The organism is Devosia sp. (assembly GCF_028290625.1).
GTDB lineage: Bacteria > Pseudomonadota > Alphaproteobacteria > Rhizobiales > Devosiaceae > Devosia.
In genome coordinates this window covers 1-26,521 of sequence record NZ_JAQGJM010000030.1, presented here as the reverse complement: position 1 = coordinate 26,521, position 26,521 = coordinate 1, and the positions used below count along the sequence as shown (strand labels likewise).

The 26,521-nt window shown below is 62.2% G+C and carries 26 protein-coding genes; 1 reads left to right on the top strand and 25 read right to left on the bottom strand.

Features of this window, described 5'->3' with window-relative positions:
- Window positions 1-2 precede the first annotated feature (2 nt).
- From JWR51_RS16355 to proS, 3 genes are read right to left on the bottom strand one after another with little or no spacing between them, the layout of a single operon-like run.
- The gene (locus JWR51_RS16355; RefSeq protein WP_299749772.1) at window positions 3-689 is read right to left on the bottom strand and encodes an ABC transporter ATP-binding protein; all 687 of its coding nucleotides are present in this window, start codon (window positions 687-689) and stop codon (window positions 3-5) included.
- A complete protein-coding gene (locus JWR51_RS16350; protein ID WP_299749769.1) occupies window positions 682-2,055 on the bottom strand; it encodes an ABC transporter permease in 1,374 nt (457 codons plus the stop codon). Before JWR51_RS16350 ends, JWR51_RS16355 begins: the two co-directional genes overlap by 8 nt.
- Window positions 2,052-3,401 carry a proline--tRNA ligase gene (gene proS / locus JWR51_RS16345; RefSeq protein ID WP_299749766.1) on the bottom strand — a complete coding sequence of 450 codons (1,350 nt, stop codon included), beginning with the start codon at window positions 3,399-3,401 and terminating at the stop codon, window positions 2,052-2,054. The genes JWR51_RS16350 and proS overlap by 4 nt, the downstream gene beginning before the upstream one ends.
- Before the next feature lie 423 nt (window positions 3,402-3,824).
- Here proS and JWR51_RS16340 point away from each other — a divergent pair, with 423 nt between their 5' ends.
- The gene (locus JWR51_RS16340; protein WP_299749763.1) at window positions 3,825-4,160 is read left to right on the top strand and encodes an MmcQ/YjbR family DNA-binding protein; all 336 of its coding nucleotides are present in this window, start codon (window positions 3,825-3,827) and stop codon (window positions 4,158-4,160) included.
- A 190-nt stretch (window positions 4,161-4,350) separates the two neighbouring features.
- Here the strand turns inward: JWR51_RS16340 and JWR51_RS16335 are convergent, their stop codons facing one another.
- From JWR51_RS16335 to JWR51_RS16230, 22 genes are all read right to left on the bottom strand, one after another.
- A complete protein-coding gene (locus JWR51_RS16335; RefSeq protein ID WP_299749760.1) occupies window positions 4,351-4,596 on the bottom strand; it encodes a DUF1467 family protein in 246 nt (81 codons plus the stop codon).
- Window positions 4,597-4,757: 161 nt separating this feature from the next.
- Window positions 4,758-6,431, bottom strand: a complete 1,674-nt coding sequence (locus JWR51_RS16330) for a ribonuclease J (protein WP_299749757.1) — start codon at window positions 6,429-6,431, stop codon at window positions 4,758-4,760.
- 79 nt (window positions 6,432-6,510) lie between these two features.
- Window positions 6,511-7,347 carry a biotin--[acetyl-CoA-carboxylase] ligase gene (locus tag JWR51_RS16325; RefSeq protein ID WP_299749754.1) on the bottom strand — a complete coding sequence of 279 codons (837 nt, stop codon included), beginning with the start codon at window positions 7,345-7,347 and terminating at the stop codon, window positions 6,511-6,513.
- Window positions 7,348-8,793: an NADH-quinone oxidoreductase subunit NuoN gene (gene nuoN / locus JWR51_RS16320; RefSeq protein WP_299749751.1), complete on the bottom strand. Its 1,446-nt coding sequence runs from the start codon at window positions 8,791-8,793 to the stop codon at window positions 7,348-7,350.
- Window positions 8,794-8,803: 10 nt separating this feature from the next.
- A complete protein-coding gene (locus JWR51_RS16315) occupies window positions 8,804-10,312 on the bottom strand; it encodes an NADH-quinone oxidoreductase subunit M (RefSeq protein WP_299749748.1) in 1,509 nt (502 codons plus the stop codon).
- Window positions 10,312-12,426 carry an NADH-quinone oxidoreductase subunit L gene (gene nuoL, locus JWR51_RS16310; RefSeq protein WP_299749746.1) on the bottom strand — a complete coding sequence of 705 codons (2,115 nt, stop codon included), beginning with the start codon at window positions 12,424-12,426 and terminating at the stop codon, window positions 10,312-10,314. Before nuoL ends, JWR51_RS16315 begins: the two co-directional genes overlap by 1 nt.
- Window positions 12,427-12,437: 11 nt before the next feature.
- Complete coding sequence (gene nuoK, locus JWR51_RS16305) at window positions 12,438-12,752, bottom strand: NADH-quinone oxidoreductase subunit NuoK (protein ID WP_299730861.1); 315 nt, start codon at window positions 12,750-12,752, stop codon at window positions 12,438-12,440.
- A gap of 9 nt (window positions 12,753-12,761) precedes the next feature.
- On the bottom strand, window positions 12,762-13,370 hold the full coding sequence (locus tag JWR51_RS16300; RefSeq protein ID WP_299749744.1) for an NADH-quinone oxidoreductase subunit J: 609 nt from the start codon (window positions 13,368-13,370) through the stop codon (window positions 12,762-12,764).
- A 10-nt stretch (window positions 13,371-13,380) separates the two neighbouring features.
- Window positions 13,381-13,860 (bottom strand): NADH-quinone oxidoreductase subunit NuoI, encoded by a 480-nt coding sequence (gene nuoI, locus JWR51_RS16295; protein WP_299749742.1) that lies wholly within the window; start codon window positions 13,858-13,860, stop codon window positions 13,381-13,383.
- Window positions 13,860-14,897: an NADH-quinone oxidoreductase subunit NuoH gene (gene nuoH / locus JWR51_RS16290; RefSeq protein WP_299750098.1), complete on the bottom strand. Its 1,038-nt coding sequence runs from the start codon at window positions 14,895-14,897 to the stop codon at window positions 13,860-13,862. Before nuoH ends, nuoI begins: the two co-directional genes overlap by 1 nt.
- A gap of 69 nt (window positions 14,898-14,966) precedes the next feature.
- Window positions 14,967-17,069, bottom strand: coding sequence for an NADH-quinone oxidoreductase subunit NuoG (nuoG, locus tag JWR51_RS16285; RefSeq protein ID WP_299749739.1), 2,103 nt, complete (start codon window positions 17,067-17,069; stop codon window positions 14,967-14,969).
- Window positions 17,070-17,072: 3 nt separating this feature from the next.
- Window positions 17,073-17,435 carry a pentapeptide repeat-containing protein gene (locus JWR51_RS16280; RefSeq protein ID WP_299749737.1) on the bottom strand — a complete coding sequence of 121 codons (363 nt, stop codon included), beginning with the start codon at window positions 17,433-17,435 and terminating at the stop codon, window positions 17,073-17,075.
- 5 nt (window positions 17,436-17,440) lie between these two features.
- Window positions 17,441-18,748 (bottom strand): NADH-quinone oxidoreductase subunit NuoF, encoded by a 1,308-nt coding sequence (gene nuoF / locus JWR51_RS16275; RefSeq protein WP_299749734.1) that lies wholly within the window; start codon window positions 18,746-18,748, stop codon window positions 17,441-17,443.
- Between the two features lie 9 nt (window positions 18,749-18,757).
- Window positions 18,758-20,089, bottom strand: coding sequence for an NADH-quinone oxidoreductase subunit NuoE (nuoE, locus tag JWR51_RS16270; protein ID WP_299749731.1), 1,332 nt, complete (start codon window positions 20,087-20,089; stop codon window positions 18,758-18,760).
- Complete coding sequence (locus JWR51_RS16265) at window positions 20,089-21,282, bottom strand: NADH-quinone oxidoreductase subunit D (protein WP_299749730.1); 1,194 nt, start codon at window positions 21,280-21,282, stop codon at window positions 20,089-20,091. Before JWR51_RS16265 ends, nuoE begins: the two co-directional genes overlap by 1 nt.
- Window positions 21,283-21,285: 3 nt before the next feature.
- Complete coding sequence (locus JWR51_RS16260; protein WP_299749728.1) at window positions 21,286-21,888, bottom strand: NADH-quinone oxidoreductase subunit C; 603 nt, start codon at window positions 21,886-21,888, stop codon at window positions 21,286-21,288.
- A 5-nt stretch (window positions 21,889-21,893) separates the two neighbouring features.
- Window positions 21,894-22,223, bottom strand: coding sequence for a DHCW motif cupin fold protein (locus JWR51_RS16255; protein WP_299749726.1), 330 nt, complete (start codon window positions 22,221-22,223; stop codon window positions 21,894-21,896).
- Window positions 22,224-22,226: 3 nt separating this feature from the next.
- A complete protein-coding gene (locus JWR51_RS16250) occupies window positions 22,227-22,841 on the bottom strand; it encodes an NADH-quinone oxidoreductase subunit B (RefSeq protein WP_299749723.1) in 615 nt (204 codons plus the stop codon).
- On the bottom strand, window positions 22,832-23,197 hold the full coding sequence (locus JWR51_RS16245) for an NADH-quinone oxidoreductase subunit A (RefSeq protein ID WP_299749720.1): 366 nt from the start codon (window positions 23,195-23,197) through the stop codon (window positions 22,832-22,834). The genes JWR51_RS16250 and JWR51_RS16245 overlap by 10 nt, the downstream gene beginning before the upstream one ends.
- Before the next feature lie 354 nt (window positions 23,198-23,551).
- Window positions 23,552-24,337 carry an ABC transporter ATP-binding protein gene (locus JWR51_RS16240; RefSeq protein ID WP_299749717.1) on the bottom strand — a complete coding sequence of 262 codons (786 nt, stop codon included), beginning with the start codon at window positions 24,335-24,337 and terminating at the stop codon, window positions 23,552-23,554.
- Entirely contained in the window at window positions 24,334-25,107 is a 774-nt protein-coding gene (locus tag JWR51_RS16235) for an ABC transporter permease (protein ID WP_299749714.1), read from the bottom strand. Before JWR51_RS16235 ends, JWR51_RS16240 begins: the two co-directional genes overlap by 4 nt.
- A gap of 118 nt (window positions 25,108-25,225) precedes the next feature.
- Window positions 25,226-26,173: an ABC transporter substrate-binding protein gene (locus JWR51_RS16230; RefSeq protein WP_299749711.1), complete on the bottom strand. Its 948-nt coding sequence runs from the start codon at window positions 26,171-26,173 to the stop codon at window positions 25,226-25,228.
- Window positions 26,174-26,521 lie beyond the last annotated feature (348 nt).

Sequence of the window (26,521 nt, the reverse complement as noted above, 5' to 3'; positions counted from 1 at the left end):
GTCTACAGCGTGTGGGAGATGACCAGCCCGCTGCGGAGCGTCACGATCCGGTCGGCGCGCCGAGCGAGATCATGATTGTGCGTGGCGATCAGGGCCGCCGCGCCTTCGTTCTTGATCAGATTGCCGAGTGCCTCGAACACCAGGTCGCTGGTTTCCGGATCGAGATTGCCGGTCGGCTCGTCGGCCAAAATCACCTTGGGGTGGTTGGCGGCAGCGCGGGCGATGGCGATGCGCTGCTGTTCGCCGCCCGAGAGTTCGGCCGGGCGATGGCTGGCTCGCGGCGCGACACCGAGCAGGTCGAGCAGTTCCATCGAGCGCTTGTCGGCCGCTGCCTGCGACTGGCCGGCGATCAATTGCGGAATGGAAACGTTCTCCAGCGCCGTGAATTCGGGCAACAGGTGATGGAACTGGTAGACGTAGCCCACTGTCGAGCGGCGCAGCTGGGTGCGGCCGCGATCGCCAAGCTTGCTGGTCTTGATGCCGATGATCTCGATCTCGCCGCCCTGCGGGCTTTCCAGCAGCCCGCTCAGATGCAGCAGCGTCGATTTGCCGGCACCCGAGGGCGCCACCAGCGCGACCATTTCGCCGCTCTCGACCGTCAGATTGGCGGCCTCAAGCACGCGGACCATCTTGTCCCCCTGCCCGTAATGGCGATGTACGTCGGTCAGCACCAGATGCGGTTTACTCATAACGCAGGGCCTCGACGGGGTCGTATTGGGCGGCGCGCCAGGCCGGATACAGCGTCGCGAGGAAGCTCAGGCCCAGCGCCAGGCAGATCACGATGGTGACCTCAACCGGATCGGTCTTGGAGGGCAGTTCCGCCAGGAAGAATATTTCCGGCGGGAAGATCGCCACACCCAGCGTATTGGACAGGAATGCGCGCAGCGGCTCGGCGTAGGAGGCGATAAGCAGGCCCAGTCCCGCGCCGATCAACGTGCCCACAAAGCCGATCGTGGTGCCGGTGATGGAGAAGATGCGCATGATCGAGCCACGCGTGGCGCCCATGGTGCGCAGCACGGCGATATCGGAGCTTTTGTCCTTCACCAGCATGATCAGGCTGGAAATGATGTTGAACGCCGCCACCAGGATAATCATCGAGAGGATGGTGAACATCACCACCCGCTCCACCTGCAGCGCCGAGAAGAAGGTCTCGTTGCGCTGCTGCCAGTCGGTCAGCACCAGTGGCCGCGTCGTCGGATCAGCCTGCAGCCGGGCGCGCATATTGGTGATGTCGTCGGCATCGTGGATGAAGATTTCGGCGGCCGAAGCCTGGCCGACGCGAGTGTAGGCGGCGTCGATTTCCTCGTCGGTTGCCATCGGATCAAGCGGCTTCTGGCCGGGCTTGAGCTCGTCCTTGTAAAGCTTGAAATAGTCCTGCGCCGGCGCCAGCGGCATATACATGTAGAAGCTGTCGAACTCGACCATGCCGAGATCGAAGATCACGTTGACTGGGTAGGAGCGGATTTGCGGCGTCGTGCCGAACGGCGTCATTGCCCCGTCGGGATTGATGATGGTGACGCTGTCGCCGAGCGACACACCCAGTGCCTGGGCCAGCCGATAGCCGATGGCGATGCCCTTGCTGGTATCCCAGTTGTCCCAGCCGCCCTGATCGGCGGCGTTGTAAAGCAATTTGAGTTTCTTGAGGTTTTCCTCATCCATGCCACGCACGGAGACAGGGGCGGTGGAACTGCCCTTGCCCGAAGCCAGCGCCTGACCTTCGACATAATAGACGGCGAAATCCACGCCCGGAATCTTTTGCAGATTGGCGATGGTTTCCTTGTAGTCGGTGAATTCGCGCTCGATCGGAAACGCGGTGAAGTGCCCGTTCAGGCCCAGGATCTTGGTCAGCAGCTCGGCGCGAAAGCCGTTCATCACCGACATGACGACGATCAGCGTGGCCACGCCGATGGCGAGGCCCACCATGGTCAGGCTGGCGATCACCGAGATGAACGCCTCCTTGCGCCGGGCGCGCAGATAGCGGCCGGCGATGATCCATTCGAAACGCGAAAACGCGCGCGTCCCCTTATTGAGTGCAGGCGCCGCCGCGTCGCTCAAATGTCATTCCGCCTTTGCGGCTCGATCAGGCTTACGATGCGGGCAACCGCATCGGCGATCGGCAGGGTTTCGCGCTCGCCGCTCTTGCGATGTTTGATTTCGGCTTCGCCCGATTTCAGGCCGCGTGGCCCCAGGATCAACTGATAGGGAATGCCGATCAGGTCGGCCGTGGTGAACTTGGCTCCCGCCCCCTGGTCGCGGTCGTCATAGAGCATGTCGATGCCGGCCGCGTTCAGCTCTTCGTAGAGCTTGGTGCAGGCCGCGTCGCATTCGGCGTCGCCGGCCTTGAGATTGATCAGCACGGCCTCGAACGGCGCAACGCTGACCGGCCACACAATGCCAGCCTCGTCGTGGAACGCTTCGATGATCGCAGGGACGAGGCGGGTCGGGCCGACGCCGTAAGAGCCCATATGCACGATGATTTCCTTGCCGTCGGGACCGGTCACGGTCGCCTTCATGGGCTCGGAATACTTGGTGCCGAAGTAGAAAATATGGCCGACTTCGATACCGCGTGCAGAAACGCGATGTTCCTCTGGAACCGCCGCCTCGAACTCGGCCATATCGACCATGTCTTCGGTCGCGGCATAGAGCGAGGTCCAGTCGTCGAAGACCGGCTTGAGGTCGCCGCGGAAGTCGATGTCCTGGGGCGGAATGGGCTTGTCGAGCAGGCGGCGATCGCAGAACACGGCGCTTTCACCGGTGTCCGCCAGAACGATCCACTCATGGCTCAGATCACCGCCGATGGGGCCGGTATCGGCGCGCATCGGGATGGCCGTCAGGCCCATGCGCGAATAGGTGCGCAAGTACGCCACGAACATGCGCTCATAGGCCTTGACCGCGTCTTCCTTGGTCAGGTCGAAGGAATAGGCGTCCTTCATCAAAAATTCGCGCGAGCGCATGGTGCCGAAACGGGGACGCACCTCGTCGCGGAACTTCCATTGGACATGGTACAGGTTCAGCGGCAAGTCCTTGTAGGACTTCACATAAGTGCGGAAGATGTCGGTGATCATCTCCTCATTGGTCGGGCCATAGAGGAATTCGCGTTCGTGCCGGTCCTCGATGCGCAGCATTTCTTTGCCATAGGCGTCGTAGCGCCCGCTTTCGCGCCACAGGTCGGCCGACTGGATGGTGGGCATCAGCAGTTCGATCGCGCCGGAGCGGTTCTGCTCCTCCTCGATGATCTTCTGCACCTTCATCAGCACCTTGTAGCCGAGCGGCAGCCAGGAATAGAGGCCGGAGGCCTGCTGGCGGATCATGCCGGCGCGCAGCATCAGGCGATGCGAGACGATTTCGGCCTCTTTTGGAACGTCGCGCAGTACAGGGAGGAAGTAGCGGGACAGGCGCATGGCGACTCCAAAACAGACGGCGACTCAAGGCTTTTGTTAGTGCCCACTGAAATCCTACAAGTCCATCCGTGGCAAGCATGCAAGCCATGCAGAATCTGCGTGACAGGGCCGATTCTTGTTGTTAGGGTCTGCCTCAATAAAGCAAAGGTGGTTCCAAACCGCCGGACGTCGACAACGTCAAGGGAGGAGCGTTGGCTGCCGCTTTCGTAGCGTGCCTAAGACCAGCGTATTGTCGAACAAACTCAATTCAGCAGGGCCTTTGGGCCCTGCTTTTTTGTTTGTGCAATCGATTACACGTTCTGGCTTGGGCATTCCCCACCGGGTGTGCAAAACTACACTTTTCGCAGTTCCGACGCTGCGCGCCGCACGCATGGCTATAGCCTCGCCCTGCTTGCCCATCTGATCACTATCCCTGGAGGCCAAATGGCCAATGCTGCCGATCTGCGACGACTAGCCCTGGCCCTGCCCGGCACGACCGAGGCGCCGCATTTCGACCGCGCCGCGTTCAAGGTTGCACGAATCTACGTGACGCTAGCCGGCGATGGCCAGACCGCCAATCTCAAGCTGACGCCGGATGAGCAGGAACTCAAATGCACCGTCGCTGAAGAGATATTCAAGCCGCTCGACAATGCCTGGGGCCGGCAGGGCTGGACCACCATCTACCTGCCCGCCGCGACCGAAGCCGATCTCAGCGCCGTGCTGGAAATGGCCTGGCGCCATGCCGAGCCAAAAGTGGTGGCGCGCAAGCGGGCGCGGTGAACGCTGCCGCTATGGTCTCGGCCTCACAAAGTGATTTGCACGGCTGTGGCACTCGCCCTCCACCCACGCAGTCTTCCCGCGGACTTGATCCGCGGGCCTCTCATCACACGTGCCGGACTGAAAGTGGCCCGCGGGTCAAGCCCGCGGGAAGAACGGTGGGTGGGGAAGCGTAGAGAACAGAAGCGAGCCCCTAGTTCCAATATTCCTTGAGCGTCGGATTGCTGAGGCCCCAGAACAGCAGCGCGGTCATTGCCGCGGCAAGCAGCGTGGTGGCCAGCAGCTTGGGCCACATGCGCAGGACTGCCGGCGCCCCGGGGTCTGAGCCGCGGACGATCTCCCCGGCCTCCGCCTGGCTGCGCGAGCCGATAGGCAGCACCAGGATGAAGCACAGCCACCAGATGACGAAATAGACGGCGAGGAGCGAACCGATCTGCATTTGTTATGTCCGATGGCGCGGAAGGCACCCAGTTCAATCTATCGCCCGGGTCATCCCCGCGAAAGCGGGGACCTCTGTTGCTCTTTGCCGCAGCAAGCAAACAGAGGTTCCCGCCTGCGCGGGAATGACTCTGCGTTTTTGGATGCGCGGCGCGCCAAAGCTTAGACGCGGTGCACGAACACCGAGACGTTCGGCTTGCGGCCCCAATAGGCGTTGACCTCGTTGCGCACAGCCTTGAACAAGGCGGAGTTCAGCACTTCAGTATCGCTGCGGCGCTTGGGCGGCACGCTCTTGAGCACGCCCGCGATGGTGTTTTCCACCAGTTCAGTCAGTGACTCGTCTTCGGTTTCGGGCAGGCCTTCGATCACCAGATCGGGACCCGAGACCACCTGGCCACTGCCATTGACGCAGAGGCTGACCACGATGTGGCCGCCAAACGACAGGCGACGCCGGCCTTTGACGCCGCTTTCGTCGGGGGTGCAGAGTACCAGCCCATCGAGATAAAGCTCGCCGGTGCGCACTTCGGCCGGATAGGCCATTGGCTCGGGGAACAGGCGGACCATGTCGCCATTGCGGGCGTCGATCACGTTGGGAATGCCCTCTTCGCGGCCCAGCTTGGCATGGGCCATCAGATGCATCGCTTCGCCATGCACCGGCACCAGCACCTCTGGCTTCAGCCAGCCATAGAGGCGCTTGAGTTCTTCGCGACGCGGATGGCCGGTGACGTGGACTAGACCATCCTTCTGCGTGATGACCTCGACGCCCTTGTCGATCAGCATGTTCTGGATGTCGTTGACTTCACGCTCATTGCCCGGAATGGCCCAGGACGAAAAGATCATCCGGTCGCCGGCAGTGAGGTCGATCACGGGATGCTCGCCGCGTGCGATGCGGGCGATGGCGGCGCGAGCTTCGCCCTGGCTGCCGGTGCAGAGCAGCACGATCTTGTTGCGCGGAATGGTGCGGTAGGCATCCTGGTCCAGCAGCGGCGGGCAGCCTTCGAGCATGCCGAGTTCGCGCGCAATGCCGGTGATGCGGTGCAGCGAACGGCCGGACATCACCACATGGCGGCCGGCCTTTTCGGCGGCCTTGGCGATGGAGATCACCCGGCCGACGTTCGACGCGAAGGTCGTCACGGCGACGCGGTTGGGCGATTCGGCAATCATCGCGGCCAGATTGGCGGCAACTTCGGCTTCGCTCGGGCTTTCGCCGTCCTTCATCGCATTGGTGCTGTCGCAGATCAGCGCCAGCGGCAGGCTGGTATCGGCGCCGATGGCCTGCAGCCGCGCGACATCGGTTGGCTTGTTGCCGACTGGCGTCGGATCGAGCTTCCAGTCGCCGGTATGCAGCACGCGGCCGATCGGGGTGGTGATCAACAGCGCATTGCTCTCGGGGATGGAGTGGGCGACGTTGATCGCCTCGATGGTGAACGGGCCAACCGTGAACGGCTTGCCTGGCGTCATGATGGTGACGTCGACGTTTTCGACGATCCCGTCCCCTGCCCGCTTCGCCGCCAGCATGGCTGCGGTGAACGGGGTGGCATAGACCGGCTTTTCAAAGCCGGGCCACAGGTCCAGCACGGCACCGTAATGGTCTTCGTGGCTGTGGGTGAGGATCAGCGCCAGCACATCATCGGCGCGCTCTTCGAGGAATTCCGGATTGGCCATGATCAGCTCGATCCCCGGCAGGTCTGGCCCACCGAACGAAACGCCGCAATCGACGACGATCCATTTACGCGAGCGCTCCGGGCCAAACCCGTATGCGCCCATATTCATGCCGATCTCGCCAACGCCGCCGAGCGGCACGAAGACGAGTTCGTCCCTTTGGTTTTTAGCCATGGGTACTTCAGTCCTTTTGTCGGACGCGACGCCGGGCGGAATCCTTGTTCCGCCGGTCGAGCGCGCCATAAGTTCGTGGTCAGCTTCGGGCGCTGGCCGTTGCCCCAAAATGTACGTCGCCCGCCGTGATGGCGATGCGACTATCGTCATCGACGCGCACGATCAGACGTCCGGCATCGTCGATGGTTTCAAAAATCCCGCGCACGGTCGCGCCGTTCTGGTTGACCGCGACAGGCGCTCCGATGCCCGCCGCCGCGCCGCGCCACTGCGTCAACACGTCGGCGATGCCGCGTCCGTCCTGCCATAGCGCGAAGGTATCGACCCAGGCATCGCTTAGCGCTTCGAAAATATCTTCGGCGCTGCGCGTAGTGCCCAGTTCGACAAGGCTGGTTGCGGGATACGGCAAACCCTGCGGCGCCGCAACCGCGTTGACGCCAAAACCGATGGCAATCGCGTGACGACCATCGTTGAGCTTTTGGGCTTCGAGCAGGATTCCCGCGAGCTTGGCGCCATCGGCCAACACGTCATTGGGCCATTTGAGCGCGATTCTTGCGCGCTTGCCGCCTGACAGACCGTCCGCACCATCAATGCCCAGCTTGACCACGCCACCGGGCAGGATCGAGGAGAGCGCGCGGTTCATGGACACGCCGGCCACGAAGCCCAGCGTTGCAGCCAATGTGGGATCGCTATCGGGAACGATCAAGAGCGTGGCCGCCAGATTGCCGACGGGCGAGGTCCATTGCCGTCCGCGGCGGCCCCTGCCCGCGGTCTGTTGCCGGGTAACGAACCAGATACCGCCGGCGTTGCCAGCGGCTGCCGCTTCCAATGCTTCCGTATTGGTCGAGCCGATTGTGTCAAAGGCGCGCAGCCGATATCCGGCCGCGCGCGCCTTGGATCCGAGCGAAAAGCTGCTCACCTAGAGCAGGCTTCCGGCGGCAATGTGAGCCAGTCCGGCAAGTGGACTGCCGACGGTGAAGTAATAGGTGATCACCAGGAAGCCGCTGATCGCCATGATGATGTTGAGCTCGTTCGGCACCGCGACGAAGTCGCGCACCGGCTCGTCGAAATACATCGTCTTGACCACGCGCAGGTAATAGAACGCGCTGACCGCCGAAGCGAGCACGCCGATCACCGCCAGCACGTAGAGATGAGAGTCGATGGCCGCAAGGAACACGTGCCATTTGGCGAAGAACCCGGCCAGCGGCGGCATGCCGATCAGCGAGAACATCATCACCGCCATGATCGCGGCGACGAAGGGGCGCTTCTGGGCGGCGCCAGCCATGTCGGAGATATTCTCGACATAGCCATCGGAGGTGCGCAGCGACAGCAGGCAGGCGAACAGGCCAACGGTCATGGCCACATAGATCGCCATGTAGATCGCCACGCCTTCGATGCCGCCTTCGGTGCCCGAGGACAGGCCGACCAGCGCGAAGCCGACATGGCCGATCGACGAATAGGCGATCAGTCGCTTGATCGACTTCTGGCCGATAGCGGCGAAGGCGGCCAGCACCATCGAGGCGATCGACAGGAAGATGACGATCTGCTGCCAGTCATGGGCGATCGGCTGGAACGTATCCATCACCAGCCGCACCATCAGCGCCATGGCGGCGACCTTGGGAGCGGTGGCGAACAGCGCAGTCACCGGGGTCGGCGCGCCTTCGTACACGTCGGGCGTCCACATGTGGAACGGCACCGCCGAGATCTTGAAGGCGACACCGGCGAGCAGGAACACCACGCCGAAGATCAGCCCGATCGAGCGGCCCTGATTAGCGATGGCGATGACGATTTCCTGCAGATTGGTATGGCCGGTAAAGCCATAGATCAAGGATGCGCCATAGAGCAGCATTCCGGACGACAGCGCGCCGAGCACGAAATACTTGAGGCCGGCTTCGGTCGCCTTCGGATCGTCGCGCTTGATGGCGGCGAGCACATAGAGCGCCAGCGACTGCAATTCGAGCCCGACATAAAGGCTCATCAGGTCGTTGGCCGAAACCATTGCCATCATGCCCAGCGTCGCCAGCAGCACGAGGATGGAATATTCCCATTTATGGGTGCCATTCTCGACGGCATGGGGCAGCGCCAGCATCAGCGAGAACGCCGAGCCGCCCAGCACCAGTACCTTCATGTAACGGGCAAAGCCGTCGGCAATGAAGGTGCCGTTGAAGATCACGCCATCGACAGGCTGCGCCATGACCAGAACGGCCGTGCCGAGCAGCAGAACGATGGAAAGGATCGCGACCAGGCTCGAGCGTTCCTTGTTCAGCACGACGCCGAGCAGCAGCAGGATGACGGCGCCGATGGCGACGACCATTTCGGGATAGGCGGGGGCCAGGCTGGCGAAATCGGTAATGTCGGAAACCACTTGTCCCCTCCTAGTGGGCTACGACAGCTTCGGCAGGCGCAGCAATGCCAACCGAAGCAGAATATTGGGCAACCAGCGCATTCACGGCCGCGGCCGTGGTGTCAAGAATGGGCGCCGGATAGAAGCCGAAGACGATCGTCATGATGATCAGCGGATAGAGAATGACCTTCTCGCGCAGATTGAGATCGAGGATGGCTTTGAGGCTGTCCTTCGTCAGGGCGCCGAAGATGATCCGACGATAGAGCCAGAGCGCATAGCCGGCCGAGAAAATCACGCCGAATGCGGCGCCAAATGCTACCCAGGTGTTAACCTGAAACACGCCGATCATGGTCAGGAATTCGCCGACAAACCCGGACGTGCCCGGCAAGCCGACGTTCGCCATGGTGAACACCATAAAGGCGAAGGCATAACGCGGCATGCGCTCGACCAGGCCGCCATAGGCTTCGATATCGCGAGTATGCATGCGGTCATAGATGACGCCCACACACAGAAAAAGCGCACCAGAAACAATACCATGCGAGATCATCTGGAACATGGCGCCCTGGATGCCCAGGGCATTGCCAGCGAAGATGCCCATGGTCACGAAACCCATATGGGCGACCGACGAATAGGCGATCAGCTTCTTCATATCGGTCTGCACCAGCGCCACCAGCGAGGTGATGATGATGGCGGCGACCGACAGGAAGAAGATCACATTAGCGAACTGCGCCGAAGCGTCCGGGAACATGGGCAGGCTGAAGCGCAGGAAGCCGTAGCCGCCGAGCTTGAGCAGGATGGCGGCCAGGATCACCGAGCCGGCGGTCGGCGCCTGCACGTGGGCTTCGGGCAGCCAGCGATGGAATGGCCACATCGGCATCTTGACGGCGAGCGAGGCGAAGAACGCCCACCACAGCCAGGGCTGCATGCTTTCGGGGAAATCGTGCGTCAGCAACTTGGCGATGTCGGTGGTGCCGGCATCCCAGTACATGGCCATGATGGCCAGCAGCATCAGCACCGAGCCGGTGAAGGTATAAAAGAAGAACTTGTAGCTGGCCTGGATGCGAGCCGAGCCGCCCCAGATGCCGATGATCAGGAACATCGGCAGCAGCGTGCCTTCGAAGAACACGTAGAACATCGCCAGATCGAGCGTGGTGAACACGCCGATCATCAGGGTTTCCAGGATCAGGAAGACGATCATGTATTCCTTGACGCGCTTTTCGACCGACTCCCACGAGGTGAGAATGGCGAAGGGCATCAGCAGGGCCGAGAGCACCACGAACAGCACCGAAATGCCGTCGACCCCGACACGGTAGCCGATGGTGTCGCCGATCCAGGCATAGTTGACGACGAACTGGAAGCCCGCGTCGCTTGGATTGAACTGGCTCCACATCCACAGCGACAGCACCAGGGTCACCACCGTGGTGATGAAGGCCGTCCAGCGGATAGCCTCAAGCGAGCCCTTGGGCGTGATCAGGATGATTGCCGCCCCCAGAATGGGCAGGAAAGTCAGGATCGTCAGGATGGTATTGGCGAAGGTCATCAGATCAGTCCCCCGGCCGCGATGGCCCAGGTCAGGAGAGCCGCGATGCCGATCAGCATGGCGAAGGCATAATGATAGAGGTAGCCCGACTGCAGCTTGGTGACCCAGGAGGTGACATTCTGCACCCGGCGGGCGAGGCCCTCGGTGAGCGTCTGGTCGACCAGCTGGTCATCGAAGCCCTTCCAGAACGCCCGTCCAACCCATAGCGCAGGCTTGACGAAAATGACGTTGTAGAGCTCGTCGAAGTACCACTTGTTCAAGAGGAACTGGTAGAGGCCCGGATTGGTCTCGGCCAGGCGCCTGGGCATGTCGGGCGAGCGGATATACATGTACCAGGCGGTGACGAAGCCGATCAGCATGGCAATGGTCGAGGACCACTTGACCCAGAGCGGCACGGCATGGGCGGCTTCCATGAACTCTTCGTTGACGACCAGCGAGCCGGCAAAGAAGTGTTCGATATGCTCCACATCGTGGAAGAACATGCCGTAGAACACCACGCCTGCCAGGATCGCACCGGCAGCCAGGACGTATAGGGGCACCATCATGACATTGGGCGCTTCGTGCGCATTGTCATAGGCTGAGCCGTGGGCGTGGCCGTGATCGTCATGCGCATGGTCGTCGTGACCATGGTCATCGGCGATCGGCTCGTCATGGCTTGAGCCATCGTGCGCATCGACATGGGCATGACCATGCTGGGCATCGCGCGGCGTGCCGTGGAAGGTCAGGTGGATCAGGCGCCAGGAGTAGAAGCTGGTGAACAGCGCGCCGATGACCAGCGACCAGAAGGCGAAGGTGCCCGCATTGCCGCCGACCGCATAGGCCGACTCGATGATCGAATCCTTGGAGAAGAAGCCGGCAAAGCCGATTTCCGTACCCGGGATGCCGACGCCGGTCAGCGCCAGCGTGCCGATGACCATCATGTAATAGGTCATCGGGATCTTCTTGCGCAGGCCGCCCATGTTGCGCATGTCCTGTTCGTGGTGCATGGCGTGGATCACCGCGCCGGCCCCCAGGAACAGCAGCGCCTTGAAGAAGGCGTGGGTGAACAGGTGGAACACGCCGGCCGAGTAGGCCCCTGCCCCGAGCGCCACGAACATGTAGCCGAGCTGCGAGCAGGTCGAATAGGCGATCACGCGCTTGATGTCGTTCTGCACCAGGCCAACCGTCGCCGCGAAGAACGCGGTGATGGCACCGATGATCAGCACGAAGGTCATGGCAGTCGGCGAGGTCTGGAACAGCGGCGACAGCCGCGCGACCATGAACACGCCGGCGGTCACCATGGTTGCGGCATGGATCAGCGCCGACACCGGGGTCGGGCCTTCCATGGCGTCCGGCAGCCAGGTGTGCAGCAGAAACTGCGCCGACTTGCCCATGGCGCCCATGAACAGCAGCAGGCAGACCACGGTCATGGCATCCAAATCCCATGACAGGAAGTGCATGACCGGCATTGCCGCTGGATCAAGCGCCGCCACAGCATGGAATGCGCCGTCGAAGTCGATATGGCCCAGCACCATGAAGGCGCCGAAAATGCCCAGCGCGAAGCCGAAGTCACCGACGCGGTTGACAATAAATGCCTTCATTGCCGCTGCAGTGGCCGAGGGACGGGTGTACCAGAAGCCGATCAGCAGATAGGACGCGAGGCCCACGCCTTCCCAGCCGAAGAACATCTGCAGGAAATTGTCCGCCGTCACCAGCATCAGCATGGCGAAGGTGAACAGCGACAGGTACGCGAAGAAGCGCGAGCGGTGCGGATCGTCGGCCATGTAGCCGATGGAATAGACGTGCACGAGGCTCGAGACAGTGTTGACCACGACCAACATGATGGCGGTCAGCGTATCGACGCGTAAAATCCAGCGCAGGTCCATGTCGCCGACCTGGATCCAGCGCATGACTTCGACCTTGAGCACGGCCGCTTCGTGGGAGCCTTCGGCCACTTCAGCGCCTGAGAGGCCGCCGCCGAAGGCGATTGGCAGGAACACGATCCAGCTCAGCACGGCTGCGATGATCAGCAGCCCCGTGGTCAGGTATTCGCTGGGCCGATGCCCGATGGTGCGCCCGAGCAGCCCTGCAATAAGGGCGCCTATGAGGGGCAGGAAAACAATCGCCTGGATCATAGCGGTGGTTCTTAGCCCTTCATCATGTTGACGTCTTCAACCGCGATCGAGCCGCGGTTGCGGTAGAAAATAACCAGGATCGCGAGGCCGATGGCGGCCTCGGCGGCAGCCACGGTGAGGATCAGCAGCGCGAAGACCTGCCCCTGCAGATCGTTGAGCTGGGCGGAGAACGCCACGAAATTGAGATTGACCGCGAGAAGGATCAATTCCACCGACATCAGAATGACGATGACGTTCTTGCGATTGAGGAAAATGCCGAACACGCCCAGCGTGAACAGAATTGCCGCTACAGTCAGGTAGTGACTGAGCCCGATACCTGCGCCCATGTTCGACCCCTATAACCCTTGACCGCTTTTGACTTTGACGACTTCCAGCGTTTCGGAAACCTTGCGACCCACCTGAACATTGGGGTCCTGCCGCTTGACGTTCGGCTTGTGCCGCAGCGTCAACACGATGGCCCCGATCATGGCGACCAGCAGCACCGCGGCCGCCCCCTGGAACAGGAAGACGTAGCGCGTATAGAGCACCTGCCCCAGCGCCCGTGTATTGTCGATGGCGCCATCGATCGGCAGCGCCGCCGTGCTCGCCACATCCGGCGATACCACGAAGCTGCCTGCGACCAGCAGCAGCTCCAGCAACAGTACCAGCCCAACCACGACGCCGATTGGGGCATATTGCAGCAGGCCCTGGCGCAGTTGCGCGAAGTCGACGTCGAGCATCATGACGACGAACAGGAACAGCACCGCCACGGCGCCGACATAAACCACGATCAGGATCAGCGCGAGGAATTCGGCACCCGCCAGCATGAACAGCCCGGCAGCGTTGACGAACACCAGGATGAGGAACAGTACGGCGTGCACCGGATTGCGCGCCGAGATCACCATGAACGCCGAAGCGACCGCGATGATCGAGAACAAATAGAAGAAGAACAGTGGAAGGGTCATGCTCTTCCTTTCAACGGTACGGCGCGTCGGCGCTGAGATTGGCCGCGATGGCGCGCTCCCACCGGTCGCCGTTCTCGAGCAGCTTCTCTTTCGAGAAATACAGCTCTTCGCGGGTCTCGGTGGCAAATTCGAAATTCGGGCCCTCGACGATGGCGTCGACCGGGCAGGCTTCCTGGCAGAAGCCGCAATAGATGCACTTCACCATGTCGATGTCGTAGCGCACCGTGCGGCGCGTGCCGTCGTTCTGACGAGGACCGGCCTCGATGGTGATGGCCTGGGCCGGGCAGATCGCCTCGCACAACTTGCAGGCGATGCAACGCTCTTCCCCATTGGGATAGCGGCGCAGCGCATGCTCACCGCGGAAACGCGGAGACACATGCCCTTTTTCGAAGGGATAATTGATGGTCGGCTTGGGCGCAAAGAAGTACCGCATCGCCATGAAGAAGGTCGAGACGAACTCGCGCAGCAGCAGCGTGTTGACGAATTGCATCAGGCAATCCCTCCGTGCCAGCCCCAGCCGGTGAGCTGAAGAATGAAAGCGACAACCACGACGCACACCAGCGACAGCGGCAGGAACAGCTTCCAGCCGATGCGCATTAACTGGTCATAGCGGTAGCGCGGAACGATGGCCTTGGCCATGGCGAACATGAAGAACACCGCGCTGACCTTGAGGAAGAACCAGATCAGGCCGGGCACCCAGGTGAAGGGCGGCAGGTCGATCGGGCTGGTCCAGCCACCCAGGAACAGGATGGTGGTCATGGCGCACATCAGCAGGATCGAAATGTACTCGCCCAGCATGAACAGCAGGTACGGGGTCGAGGAATACTCGGTCATGAAGCCGGCGACGAGCTCGGATTCGCCTTCCGCCAGATCGAATGGCGGGCGGTTGGTTTCCGCCAGGGCCGAGATGTAGAACACCACGAACATCGGGAACAGCGGCAACCAGAACCAGTTGAGGAACGTCAACTGCGGCAGGCCGATCATATGGGCCAGGCCCATGTCGCGCTGCGCCAGCACGATGTCATTGAGGTTCAGCGAGCCGACGCAGAGCAGCACCGTGATGATGACGAGGCCGATGGAGACTTCGTAGGACACCATCTGCGCAGCGGAGCGGAGCGAGCCGAGGAACGGATACTTCGAGTTCGAGGCCCAGCCGCCGATGATGACGCCATAGACGCCCAGCGAGGAGATGCCGAGAACATAGAGAATGCCGATGTTCAGGTTGCCCATCGCCCAGCCGTCGTTGACGGGGATGACGGCCCAGCCAGCAAGCGCCAGCGTGGCGGTCAGCAGCGGAGCGAACAGGAACAGCAGCTTGTCGGCGCCGGCCGGGATGATGGCTTCCTTGAGCGCGAACTTGAGCAAGTCGGCAAAGCTCTGCAGCAGGCCGAACGGGCCGACCACGTTGGGGCCACGGCGGATCTGCACGGCCGCCCAGATCTTGCGATCGGCGAGCAGGATGAAGGCGGTGAAAATTAGCAGGCCAACCAGCAGAGCCAGGGCCTTATAGACGAAACCGATCTGCATGCCCCAACCGAGGAAGGGGATGCCGAGCAGGTAATCGAGGGCGGAGAGTACGAAGTCCATTGTGCTCCCCTACTCCGCCGCTTGCCGCAGGCCGGCAGCCATGGCGGCGCATTCGCCCATGACGGCCGAGGCACGCGCGATCGGATTGCTCAGATAAAATTCGGCAACGGCCGAACCATACGGAGCCGACTTGGTCTTGATGCCGGCCTTGGCCAGCTTGGCAACGTCTGCCACAGCGCCCGGGGCGATCTGATCGATCCGCGCAAGGTGCGGGAATTCGGCGTAGATCGCGGCGCGAAGCTGCGTCAGCGAGTTGAACGGCAGCGGCTTACCGATGGCGCCGGACAGCGCCCGGATGATCGCCCAGTCTTCCTTGCCGTCGCCCGGTGGGAAAACGGCGCGGTTGGTCATCTGCACGCGGCCCTCGGTATTCACATAAGTGCCGGACTTTTCGGTATAGGTCGCGCCCGGCAGGATGACGTCGGCGCGGTGTGCGCCGGCATCGCCGTGGCTGCCGATATAGACGACGAAGGCCTTGCCCATGGCAGAGGTGTCGTATTCGTCGGCCCCGAGCAGGAACAGCACGTCGAGTTCGCCCTTGCCGGCCAGCGCGATCTGATCGGCCGAGCAGACGCCGCCATCATGGGGCACGAAGCCGATATCGATGCCACCAATGCGGCTGGCCGCATTGTGCAGCAGCGCAAAGCCGTTCCAACCTTCGGCCACTTCCGTGCCAGTCGCCAGCTTGGCGGCCAGTGCGATGGTGTCGCGGCCAACCTGCTTGCCCAGCTTGGCATGCGAGACAGCGCCCTCACCGACGATGATCAGCGGGTTCTTGGCCTTGGCCAGGACTTCGGCAAATTCGCCCTTGCCCGCAGCCAGCTCGGCCAGGGTTTCGAAGCCTTCGCCGAGATAGGAATAGCTGTAGGTCAGGTCGGCCCGCTCACCGATGACAGCAATCGGCAGGCCCTTGGCGCGCCAAGTCTTGCGGATACGGGCATTGATCAGCGCCGCTTCCTTGCGCGGATTGGCGCCGATGATGAGAATGGCGTCGGCCTGCTCGATGCCGGCAATGGTCGGGTTGAACAGGTAGGCCGAGCGCGGCATCGATGGATCGATGCCCGACATGGCCGGGCGAACGTCGGTCATGCCCGAGCCCACCGAGGCCAGCAAAGCCTTGAGCGCATACATTTCTTCGACCGCAGCCAGGTCACCGGCAATGGCGCCGACCTTGTTACCGGCCTTCTTCATGCGCGCGGCGACGGCGGCGAGTGCCTCGTCCCAGCTCGCGGCCTGCAGCTTGCCGGCCTTGCGCACATAGGGGCGGTCCAGGCGCTGGCTCTTGAGGCCGTCCCAGATGAAGCGGGTCTTGTCGGAAATCCACTCTTCGTTGATGGCTTCGTTGATGCGCGGCAGCACGCGCATCACTTCATTGCCACGGCTATCGACGCGGATGTTGGAGCCGACGGCGTCCATCACGTCGATGGATTCGGTCTTGTTCAGCTCCCACGGGCGGGCATTGAAAGCGTAGGGCTTGGAGGTCAGCGCGCCAACCGGGCACAGATCAATGACATTGCCCTGCAGTTCGCTGGTCAGCGCCTTTTCTAGATAGGTCGTGATCTCGGCATCTTCGCCGCGACCCAGCAGACCCATCTCGGCGATGCCGGCAACTTCGGTGGTGAAGCGAACGCAGCGTGTGCAGTGAATGCAGCGGTTCATCGAGGTCTTGACCAGCGGGCCAATGTACTTGTCCTCGACGGCGCGCTTGTTCTCGGCGAAGCGGTTCTTGTCCACGCCATAGGCCATGGCCTGGTCCTGCAAGTCGCACTCGCCGCCCTGGTCGCAGATCGGGCAATCCAGTGGGTGGTTGATCAGCAAGAATTCCATCACGCCTTCGCGGGCCTTCTTGACCATCGGCGAGTTGGTGAACATTTCGGGTGGCTCGCCATTCGGGCCGGGCCGCAGGTCCTTGACCGACATGGCGCAGGACGCCGTCGGCTTGGGCGGGCCACCTTTGACCTCGACCAGACACATGCGGCAATTGCCGGCGACCGACAGGCGCTCGTGGTAGCAGAAGCGCGGAATCTCTGCGCCCGCAGCCTCAGCCGCCTGCATCAGCGTGTAGTAGTCCGGGACCTCGACAAGCGTGCCGTCGACTTTGATATTGGCCATGCTTCAGGCCCCCTTCTGCCGGTCGTAGGCAGCGAAAAGATCGCTCACAAGCACGCCCTGGATGCGCATGCCCGACAAATTGGCGTCGGTAATCTCGACATTGCTGAGATTGACGTCTTTGATTTTCACGTTGGACATATTGGCGTCTTCAAATGTCGCGCCGGAGGCGTTCACATCCTTGAACGCCATCCCGCTCATGTCGACGTTCAGAACCGACGCGTGGGTAATATTGACCATCTCGATATGAACGTGGCTCAAGTTGCACCCATCGAAGCGGCTCTCCGACAGATTGGTCCCCACGAAAGCCGAGCGGGCAAGCACGCTGCCAGTGACGTTCAACCGATCAGTCTGATCGAGGATATCCATCACCGCTACTCCGCCGCGATCGACGGCACGGCGCCGTCGCTGGTCGAGGACCAGGTATATTGATCGATCCGCGCTTCGATGACGGGGCGGAAATTCTTGATCAGGCCCTGGATCGGCCAGGCCGCGGCATCGCCCAGCGCACAGATGGTGTGGCCTTCGATCTGCTTTGTGACCTCGAACAGCATGTCGATTTCGCGCTTCTGGGCGCGACCTTCGACCATGCGTTCCATCACGCGCATCATCCAGCCGGTGCCTTCGCGGCACGGCGTGCACTGCCCGCAGCTCTCATGCTTGTAGAAAGCCGAAAGGCGCCAGATTGCCTTGATGATGTCGGTCTGCTTGTCCATGACGATCACGGCCGCAGTGCCGAGCGAAGAGCCGACTTCGCGCAGGCCATCAAAATCCATCAGCGCGTGGCGAATCTTTTCGCCGGGCACGCACGGCACCGAGGCGCCGCCGGGGATCACGGCCAGCAGGTTATCCCAGCCGCCGCGAATGCCGCCGCAATGCTTTTCGATCATCACGTCGAACGGGATGCCCATCTCCTCTTCGAAGGTGGCGGGCGTGTTCACGTGGCCCGACACGCACATCAACTTGGTGCCGGTATTGTTCGGGCGGCCGAAGCTGGCGAACCAGGCGCCGGAGCGGCGCAGGATTTCCGGGACGACGGCAATCGACTCGACGTTGTTGACGGTCGTCGGGTTGCCATAGACGCCCATGCCGGCCGGGAATGGTGGCTTGAGGCGCGGTTGGCCCTTCTTGCCCTCTAGGCTCTCCATCAGCGCGGTCTCTTCGCCGCAGATGTAAGCGCCGGCGCCGTGATGGACGATGATGTCCAGGTCCCAGCCGTGGATATTGTCCTTGCCGATCAGCTTGGCCTCATAGGCCTCCTCGACGGCGCGTTCCAGGTGCTGGCGCTCGCGGATGAATTCACCGCGTACATAGATGAAAGCCAGGTGCGCATCCATGGCGCGAGCGGCCAACAGGCAACCCTCGACCAGATGGTGCGGATCGTGGCGCAGGATTTCGCGGTCCTTGCAGGTGCCCGGCTCGGACTCGTCGGCATTGACCAGCAGATAATGCGGGCGGCCATCATTGACCTTGGGCATGAAGGTCCACTTGAGCGCGGTCGGGAACCCTGCCCCGCCGCGGCCGCGAAGGCCCGAAGCCTTGACCTCGTTGGTGATCCAGTCGCGCCCGGAGTCGATGAACTCCTTGGTGCCGGCCCAGGCGCCGCGCGAACGCGCGCCAGCAAGGCCCCAGTCGCCCTGGCCATAGAGATTGGTGAAAATGCGGTCTTTATCAGCGAGCATCGTTCACTCCTACCGCGGCTTCTTGCCGAAGACGCGGACATATTCAGCTTCGCCGCCCTTGGCGAGCGCAGCAGCCTGAGCCAGCCAGTTATCGCGGGTCACCCGACCCTTGAAGTTCAGGCTTGCCTCAACCTTGGTGATATCGTCGGGACCGAAAGCGGCGACCTGGCTCCACTTGGTGATGCCAAGACCATTGAGCCGGCCTTCGAGCACCGGGCCGACGCCCGAGATCAGCTTTAGATCATCCGGAGCCCCAGCGGGCGCCACGAACAGCGGCGCCTCGCCGCCCTTTTCTGCAACAGGGTTGACCTGCGTTGCGGGCGCGGCAGGTGCCACGACCGCGGGGGCAGCAGCGGTACCGGCTGGCGTCGCGCCCTCGGCGGGAGCCGACTTGGTCTTCTTGCCCGGAGCTTTGCCGCCGTCAATCTTGCCGGCCGGTGATTCAGCGCCAGTTGCGGTGGGACGCATCGCGGCATTGGGCTCGCCATTGGCCTTGGCCGAAGCATTGGCGGCCTTGCGCTCGCCCTCGGCCTTGGCTTGGGAAACCTTGCCCTGGGGCGCGGGTCCCTTGAGGGCCGGAGCGGATTCTTCGCTCACGTCCTTGGGCTTGGCGGCAGTCGTGGGTGCCTGCGTAGCGGCGGGAGCCGGGGCAGCAGCGGCTGGTGCTACCGCAGCAGCGGCTGGCGCCTCTGGCGGAACCGGCGGAATGAACTTTTCGCGTGTGGCGGTTGGAGCTTCCAGCAGCGTGGTGCGGCCACCGGCGGCAGCCGAAGTCACGCGGTCGATCTGGGGACCCGGCTTGATGGTGTCGCCCTTGCCGGCGGCGAAGGCATCGACCAGCGTCTCGAACGTTTCGGCGGTCAGGTCTTCATAGGTGTCGTGGAAAATCGCCACCATGGGCGCGTTCACGCAGGCGCCCAGGCACTCGACCTCTTCCCAGCTCATCGTGCCTTCGGCATTGGTCGTATGCGGGTCGTGGTGGATTTTGTGCTGGCAAATCTCGATCAGGTCACCTGCCCCGCGCAGCATGCATGGCGTCGTGCCGCACACCTGGATATGGGCGCGCGTGCCAACCGGCTTGAGCTGGAACTGCGTATAGAACGTCGCCACTTCCAGCACGCGGATATAGGCCATGCCGAGCATGTCGGCGATGGTCTCGATGGTGGCGCGGCTGATCCAGCCGTCCTGATCCTGGGCGCGCATCAACAGCGGAATAACGGCGGACTGCTGCCGACCGGCTGGGTACAGACCGATCTTCCATTCCGCCCACTTGGCGTTGTCATTGCTAAACGCGAACGATGCCGGCTGAACCGAATCGTCTGCAAGGCGACGCGAAACCATTAGCGGTCAACCTCTCCGAACACGATATCAAGGGACCCCAGGATGGCCGAGACGTCAGCCAGCATATGGCCGCGGCACAGGAAATCCATGGCTTGCAGATGCGCAAAGCCCGGCGCACGAATCTTGCAGCGATAGGGCTTGTTGGTGCCATCGGACACCAGATAGACGCCGAACTCGCCCTTAGGGGCTTCGACGCAGGCGTAAACTTCGCCGGCCGGCACCTTGTAGCCCTCGGTATAGAGCTTGAAGTGGTGGATCAGCCCTTCCATCGAGCGCTTCATCTCGCTGCGACTGGGCGGCACGACCTTGCCGTCGAGCGAGGACACAGGGCCCTTGCCGTCGGGGGCGTTCAGCTTGTCGACGCACTGCTTCATGATGCGCGTGGACTGGCGCATCTCTTCCATGCGGATCAGGTAGCGATCATAGCAATCGCCGTTCTTGCCGATCGGAATGTCGAATTCCATCTCGTCATAGCATTCGTAGGGCTGGCTCTTGCGCAGGTCCCAGGCAGCGCCCGAACCGCGCACCATGACGCCCGAAAAACCCCAGTTCCACGCATCGTCCAGGTCGACCACGCCGATATCGACGTTGCGCTGCTTGAAGATGCGGTTGTTGGTCAGCAGGCTGTCGATGTCGGCCAGCGCCTTGGGGAAGGTCGTGCAGAAAGTGTCGATATCGTCGACCAGTGCCTGCGGCAGGTCCTGGTGGACGCCGCCCGGGCGGAAATACGAGGCATGCATGCGGGCGCCCGAAGCGCGCTCGTAGAACACCATCAGCTTTTCGCGCTGCTCGAAGCCCCACAGCGGCGGCGTCAGCGCGCCGACGTCCATGGCCTGGGTGGTGACGTTGAGCATGTGCGACAGGATGCGGCCGATCTCGCAATACAGCACGCGGATCAGTTGCGCGCGGCGCGGCACGGTGATGCCCAGCAGCTTTTCGGCTGCGAGGCAGAACGCGTGCTCCTGATTCATCGGCGCGACGTAATCGAGCCGGTCGAAATAGGGAATCGCCTGCAGATAGGTCTTCTGCTCGATCAGCTTCTCGGTGCCGCGATGCAGCAGGCCGATATGCGGATCGACGCGCTCGACCACTTCGCCGTCAAGCTCCAGCACCAGCCGCAGCACGCCGTGCGCCGCCGGATGCTGCGGGCCGAAGTTGATCGTAAAATTGCGGAGGGCGGGTTGTTCGGTCATGGTCTAGCTTCCCGCCTTTTCGTCGCCCGGCAGCAGATAGTCCGCGCCTTCCCAGGGTGACAGAAAGTCGAACTTGCGGAATTCCTGGTTGAGCCGGACAGGCTCGTAAACGACGCGCTTCTCCTGGTCGTCGTAGCGGACCTCGACGAAGCCGGAGAGTGGAAAGTCCTTGCGCAGCGGATGGCCGTCAAAACCATAATCGGTCAACAGCCGGCGCATATCGGGATGCCCTGTGAAAATCACGCCGTAGAGATCGTAACACTCGCGCTCGAACCAGTCGGCCCCGGGAAACACGGTGATGATCGACGGCACCTGGGTGGCCTCGGACGCTTCGGCCTTCAGTCGGATCCGGGCATTCAGGGTCGGCGACAACAGGTGATAGACCACCTCGAAACGCTTTTCACGACCGGGATAGTCCACCGCGGTGACGTCGATGAAGTTGACGAAGCGGCAGCCGGGATCGTCGCGCAGGAAGCGCACCACGTCGACGATCTTCGCCGCCTCAACCATCACGGTGAGATCGCCGAACGCCACCGAATGTGCGGTCGCCGCACCCGGGAGCGCTGCGACGATCGTCTCTCCGAGCTTTTGCAGCTTCTCGTCCATCTCGATCAATCCACGATAAAAAGTCGGGCACCCTTCGCGGTATGCGAACGATGGGAATCGCTGCCGTCGGCAACCTGGTAGCTCATGCCCGGCGTTAGCGTAAATTTTCGCCCATCGGCGAGGTCGGTGTTCAATTCGCCGTCAACGCAGAAAATCACATGGCCCTTGTCGCACCAATGGTCCGCAACATAACCCGGCGAGTAATCCACCATCCGGACCCGGATGTCGCCGAACTGCCGCGTCCGCCAGGTCGCAACCCCGGCGTCGCCGGGATGCAGCGTCGGCGCGACGACCGACCAGTCGGTGGTCTCAAACGGGATGCCGGTCATGCGCATCGTTTAACGCTCAATCGTTCCGGTACGACGAATCTTCTTCTGCAGCAGCAGCACACCGTACAGCAGCGCTTCAGCAGTCGGCGGGCAGCCCGGCACGTAAATGTCGATGGGCACGATGCGGTCGCAGCCGCGCACCACCGAATAGGAATAGTGATAATAGCCGCCGCCATTGGCGCAGGAGCCCATGGAGATGACGTAGCGCGGCTCCGGCATCTGATCGTAGACCTTGCGCAGCGCCGGGGCCATCTTGTTGGTCAGCGTTCCCGCCACGATCATCACGTCGGACTGCCGCGGCGAGGCGCGCGGCGCGAAACCGAAGCGCTCCACATCGTAGCGCGGCATCGACACCTGCATCATTTCGACGGCACAGCAGGCCAGACCGAAAGTCATCCACATCAGCGAGCCCGTCCGCGCCCAGGTGATCAGGTCGTCGGTGGCGGTGATGAAGAAACCCTTGTCGGACAGCTCATGATTGACCTCGAGGAAATAAGGGTCGTTGGCGCCCACGGGCTTGCCGGTGTTCGGATCGATGATGCCGGTCGGCGCCTTTGCTACCAAAGGGTTGGCGACCAGCGGCTGCGACGGCTGCATGGAGGTGGTCATGGGGCTCAATCCCATTCGAGTGCGCCTTTCTTCCATTCATAGGCGAAGCCGATGGTGAGGACGCCGAGAAACACGATCATCGACCAGAAGCCGGTGACGCCCAGCTTGCCGAATGCGACCGCCCACGGGAACAGGAAGGCGACTTCGAGATCGAAGATAATGAACAGGATGGCGACCAGGTAGAACCGCACATCGAACTTCATGCGGGCATCGTCGAAAGCGTTGAATCCGCATTCATAAGCGGACAGCTTTTCCGGGTCCGGACTCTGGTAGGCGACGATAAAGGGGGCGATCAGTAGCGCCGCGCCGATCACGGTCGCGATGCCGATAAAGACCACAAGTGGAAGATAATTCTGCAAGATGCCGTTCATCGGCGATCCCTTTTCGCTGCGGCGTCGCCCCGCAGATTCGAAGACATTGGAATTGTTCGAGGCTTAGCGCAGCGCAACAAGGGGCGCAAGACGCGCAATGCTGCCTCAGACCTGCCGGAATGGCGCCACGAAATGTCCCGCGCCGCTTTGTCGAACGGCATCGGTGCGGTCTGCGTCGATCATCGGCGCCCCCTGCGCAAACAACATTCTGTGAGCCGCCCTGAAAACGCGAAGCCTCGCGGATGTCATCTTGAAAAGATGCCATGACCGCGCGGATAAGGTTGTTTTATAATTAAATACAACTTATGAGAGCACTTCGGCAAGAGCGATCCTGAGCCTGGAACGACTCAAACTCTAATGCGCTTCCGCCGCGAGCACCGCCTCGGCGCGAATCTCTTCGGTCAGCCGCGCTTTCAGTACCGCGAATTCCGGGCTGGTTTTCAGCGTGTACAGCCGCGGATGCGGCAGGTCGACGGCGATGTCGGCCTTGATGCGCCCCGGCCGCGCCGTCATCACCACGACGCGGGAGGCCAGAAACGCCGCCTCCTCGATATCGTGCGTGACGAAGATCACCGTCTTGCGCTCGCGCTCCCAGATGCCGAGCAGCAATTCCTGCATCAGCCCGCGGGTCTGGTTGTCCAGCGCGCCAAAGGGTTCGTCGAGCAGCAGGATTTTTGGATCGTTGGCCAGCGCGCGGGCGATGGCGGTCCGCTGTTGCATGCCGCCGGACAACTGCTTGGGAAAATGGTTGGCAAAGCTGGTCAGGCCAACCTTCTCCAGCCACGCACCGGCAATAGCTGCGCATTCGCGCGGAGCCATGCCACGTTCGCGCAGACCGAACGAAATGTTTTCCGACACCGTCAGCCAGGGAAACAGTGTGTAGGACTGGAACACCATGCCGCGATCGGCGCCCGGCCCGGTGATCGGCTTGCCGTCGAGCATCAGGGTGCCCGTGGTCGGCGTGTCCAACCCGGCGATCATCCGCAGCAGCGTGGATTTCCCGCAGCCCGACGGGCCCAGAATGGTGACGAAGTCGTTGTCGGCGACCGACAGGCTGGTCGGCTCCAGCGCCCGCGTCGGCGCGCCGCCGCGCACCGCCGGAAAAACCCGGGAGACGTTCTCGATGACCAGCTTGCTCACAGGATGCTCCACGGGAACAGCGCCCGGTTCAAAGCCTTGAACGCATAGTCGGAGATCAGCCCGATCACGCCGATGACGATGATGCCGAAGATGATCTGCCCGGTGGCCAGCAGCGCCTGGCTGTCGATGATCATGTGGCCGATGCCCGACGACGAGCCGATCAGTTCGGCGACGATCACGTAAGTCCAGGCCCAGCCCAGCACCAGCCGCAGGATTTCCGCGATACCCGGCGCTGCCGCCGGCACCAGCACCCGCTTGAGCACGCCGGCATCACGCGCGCCCAGCGTCAATGACGCCTCCACCAAGTCGCGGCGCACGCTGCCGACGGTGACGGCCACCATCAGGATCAGCTGGAACACCGAGCCGATGAAGATCACCAGCAATTTCTGCAGCTCGCCGATGCCGGCCCACAGGATCAGCAGCGGAATGAAGGCGGAGGCCGGCAGATAGCGCGCGAACGACACGAACGGCTCGAGGAACGCCTCCACCGGCTTGTAAGCGCCCATCAGGATGCCGATCGGCACCGCGAACACCGCCGCCAGCACGAAGCCGCCGATCACCCGCCAGATGGTCATGCCGATGTCGGTGAGGAAACCCTGCTTTGTCAGCAGGTCCCAGCCGTCGTTCAGCATGGTCAGCGGATTGGCCAGGAAGGTTTTCGAGACGAAGCCGCCGAATGTGGCATAGGACCACGCCGCCACGAACAGCACGAAGAACGCGATGCCCAGCGTGATCCGCGCGGAAGATGAGATCGGGGCGAGCGGTTTCATGTGACGTTGCCAATGGTCGTCATTGCGAGCGAAGCGAAGCAATCCAGAAAGCTACAAGCGAAGACTGGATTGCTTCGTCGCAACTGCTCCTCGCAATGACGAAGGCGATCGTGGAGCGTCACTGAATAAAGCGCGTATCGACGATCTTTGTGAGATCCGGGATTTCCTTGATCACGCCGATTTCCAGCAGCAGGTCGGCGGCTTCCTTGGAAAACGCCTGGAAGTCGCCGGCGAAGAATTTTTTGTTCTCCTCCCTGCCCTGCCAGCGCAGGTATTGCGCCGAGGCGCCGAACTTCTCGCCGGTCTGCTTCACGTCCGCGCCCATGATCTCGTAGGATTTCGCCTGGTCGGCCTTGATCATGTCGACGGCGTCAAAATAGCTTTTGGTCAGCGCCTTCACCGCGTCCGGATTCTCTGCAATGAATTTCGGCGTGCAGCCAAAGGTGTCCATCACCATCGGATAGTCCAGCGTGGTGGCGATGATCTTGCCGGATTCCGGCTTCTCGCGCACCGCGGAGAGATACGGCTCATAGGTCATGGCCGCGTCGTTCTGGCCCGCGATGAAAGCCTGCGCCGCGGCGCCCGGCTCCATGTTGACCACAGTGACGTCCTTCACCGACATGCCGTTCTTCTTCAGCATCCAGGCCAGCGCGAAATACGGCGAGGTCCCTGGCGCAGAAGCAGCGACGGTCTTGCCCTTGATGTCCTTGATACCAGCAGTGCCGGAGCGCACCACCATGCCGTCGGCGCCGTAGGACTTGTCGAGTTGGAACAACTGCGTCGTGGTGACGCCGTTGGCGTTCCACACCACCCAGGTTTCCACGGTCGTCGCAGCACACTGCACGTCGCCCGAGGCGATAGCGAGATGGCGGCTGGCCTGCGGCACCTTCTTGATGGTGACGTCGAGACCGTTCTTGGCAAAAATGCCGGCCTCCTTGGCCAGCGTCAGCGGCGCGAAGCCGGTCCAGCCGGAGATGGCGATGGTCACCTTGGTGTCGGCTGCAAGCACCGGCGTCGCGGTCAGCGCCGCGATCATCGCGGCAGCCGAAATTCCGATCAACTTCATGACAAATCCCCCGTGGCCCATTTGATATTGCATGGCACCATGGATTGAAGTTCAAAGTCAATTCGCCGCCGGTGACGCAACGGTCATCGATACGCGGCATCATATCGCATCGGACCATCGCAGGATGGGTTGAGCCCTTCGCGAAACCCATCCTGCAAATTCCAATTTTCGCTATTGACTTAAATCCTACATAGGACTATAAGCCACTCCGTCTTGTTCGCGAGGGGGCGCTGTCATGAGGCGTTCTGGTAGCGGAGCAGGATGCGGCGCCTGCGGGCGGGGTTCGCAGCCCTGCACTCGGGAGGCCGGGGATCACCGTCCGGGCCCACTACGGGGCTCTGCCACTCA

Bases quoted from the DNA above. Each gene is read 5' to 3' on its own strand.
- proS (WP_299749766.1), bottom strand. From the start codon at position 3,401: ATGCGCCTGTCCCGCTACTTCCTCCCTGTACTGCGCGACGTTCCAAAA.
- nuoL (WP_299749746.1), bottom strand. From the start codon at position 12,426: ATGATCCAGGCGATTGTTTTCCTGCCCCTCATAGGCGCCCTTATTGCA.
- nuoE (WP_299749731.1), bottom strand. From the start codon at position 20,089: ATGGTTTCGCGTCGCCTTGCAGACGATTCGGTTCAGCCGGCATCGTTC.
- nuoG (WP_299749739.1), bottom strand. From the start codon at position 17,069: ATGGCCAATATCAAAGTCGACGGCACGCTTGTCGAGGTCCCGGACTAC.
- JWR51_RS16355 (WP_299749772.1), bottom strand. From the start codon at position 689: ATGAGTAAACCGCATCTGGTGCTGACCGACGTACATCGCCATTACGGG.
- JWR51_RS16245 (WP_299749720.1), bottom strand. From the start codon at position 23,197: ATGAACGGCATCTTGCAGAATTATCTTCCACTTGTGGTCTTTATCGGC.
- JWR51_RS16335 (WP_299749760.1), bottom strand. From the start codon at position 4,596: ATGCAGATCGGTTCGCTCCTCGCCGTCTATTTCGTCATCTGGTGGCTG.
- JWR51_RS16300 (WP_299749744.1), bottom strand. From the start codon at position 13,370: ATGACCCTTCCACTGTTCTTCTTCTATTTGTTCTCGATCATCGCGGTC.
- JWR51_RS16280 (WP_299749737.1), bottom strand. From the start codon at position 17,435: ATGGATATCCTCGATCAGACTGATCGGTTGAACGTCACTGGCAGCGTG.
- nuoH (WP_299750098.1), bottom strand. From the start codon at position 14,897: ATGCAGATCGGTTTCGTCTATAAGGCCCTGGCTCTGCTGGTTGGCCTG.
- JWR51_RS16235 (WP_299749714.1), bottom strand. From the start codon at position 25,107: ATGAAACCGCTCGCCCCGATCTCATCTTCCGCGCGGATCACGCTGGGC.
- JWR51_RS16260 (WP_299749728.1), bottom strand. From the start codon at position 21,888: ATGGACGAGAAGCTGCAAAAGCTCGGAGAGACGATCGTCGCAGCGCTC.
- JWR51_RS16340 (WP_299749763.1), top strand. From the start codon at position 3,825: ATGGCCAATGCTGCCGATCTGCGACGACTAGCCCTGGCCCTGCCCGGC.
- JWR51_RS16250 (WP_299749723.1), bottom strand. From the start codon at position 22,841: ATGGGATTGAGCCCCATGACCACCTCCATGCAGCCGTCGCAGCCGCTG.
- JWR51_RS16255 (WP_299749726.1), bottom strand. From the start codon at position 22,223: ATGCGCATGACCGGCATCCCGTTTGAGACCACCGACTGGTCGGTCGTC.
- nuoF (WP_299749734.1), bottom strand. From the start codon at position 18,748: ATGCTCGCTGATAAAGACCGCATTTTCACCAATCTCTATGGCCAGGGC.
- JWR51_RS16315 (WP_299749748.1), bottom strand. From the start codon at position 10,312: ATGACCTTCGCCAATACCATCCTGACGATCCTGACTTTCCTGCCCATT.
- nuoK (WP_299730861.1), bottom strand. From the start codon at position 12,752: ATGGGCGCAGGTATCGGGCTCAGTCACTACCTGACTGTAGCGGCAATT.
- JWR51_RS16330 (WP_299749757.1), bottom strand. From the start codon at position 6,431: ATGGCTAAAAACCAAAGGGACGAACTCGTCTTCGTGCCGCTCGGCGGC.
- JWR51_RS16265 (WP_299749730.1), bottom strand. From the start codon at position 21,282: ATGACCGAACAACCCGCCCTCCGCAATTTTACGATCAACTTCGGCCCG.
- nuoI (WP_299749742.1), bottom strand. From the start codon at position 13,860: ATGCAATTCGTCAACACGCTGCTGCTGCGCGAGTTCGTCTCGACCTTC.
- JWR51_RS16230 (WP_299749711.1), bottom strand. From the start codon at position 26,173: ATGAAGTTGATCGGAATTTCGGCTGCCGCGATGATCGCGGCGCTGACC.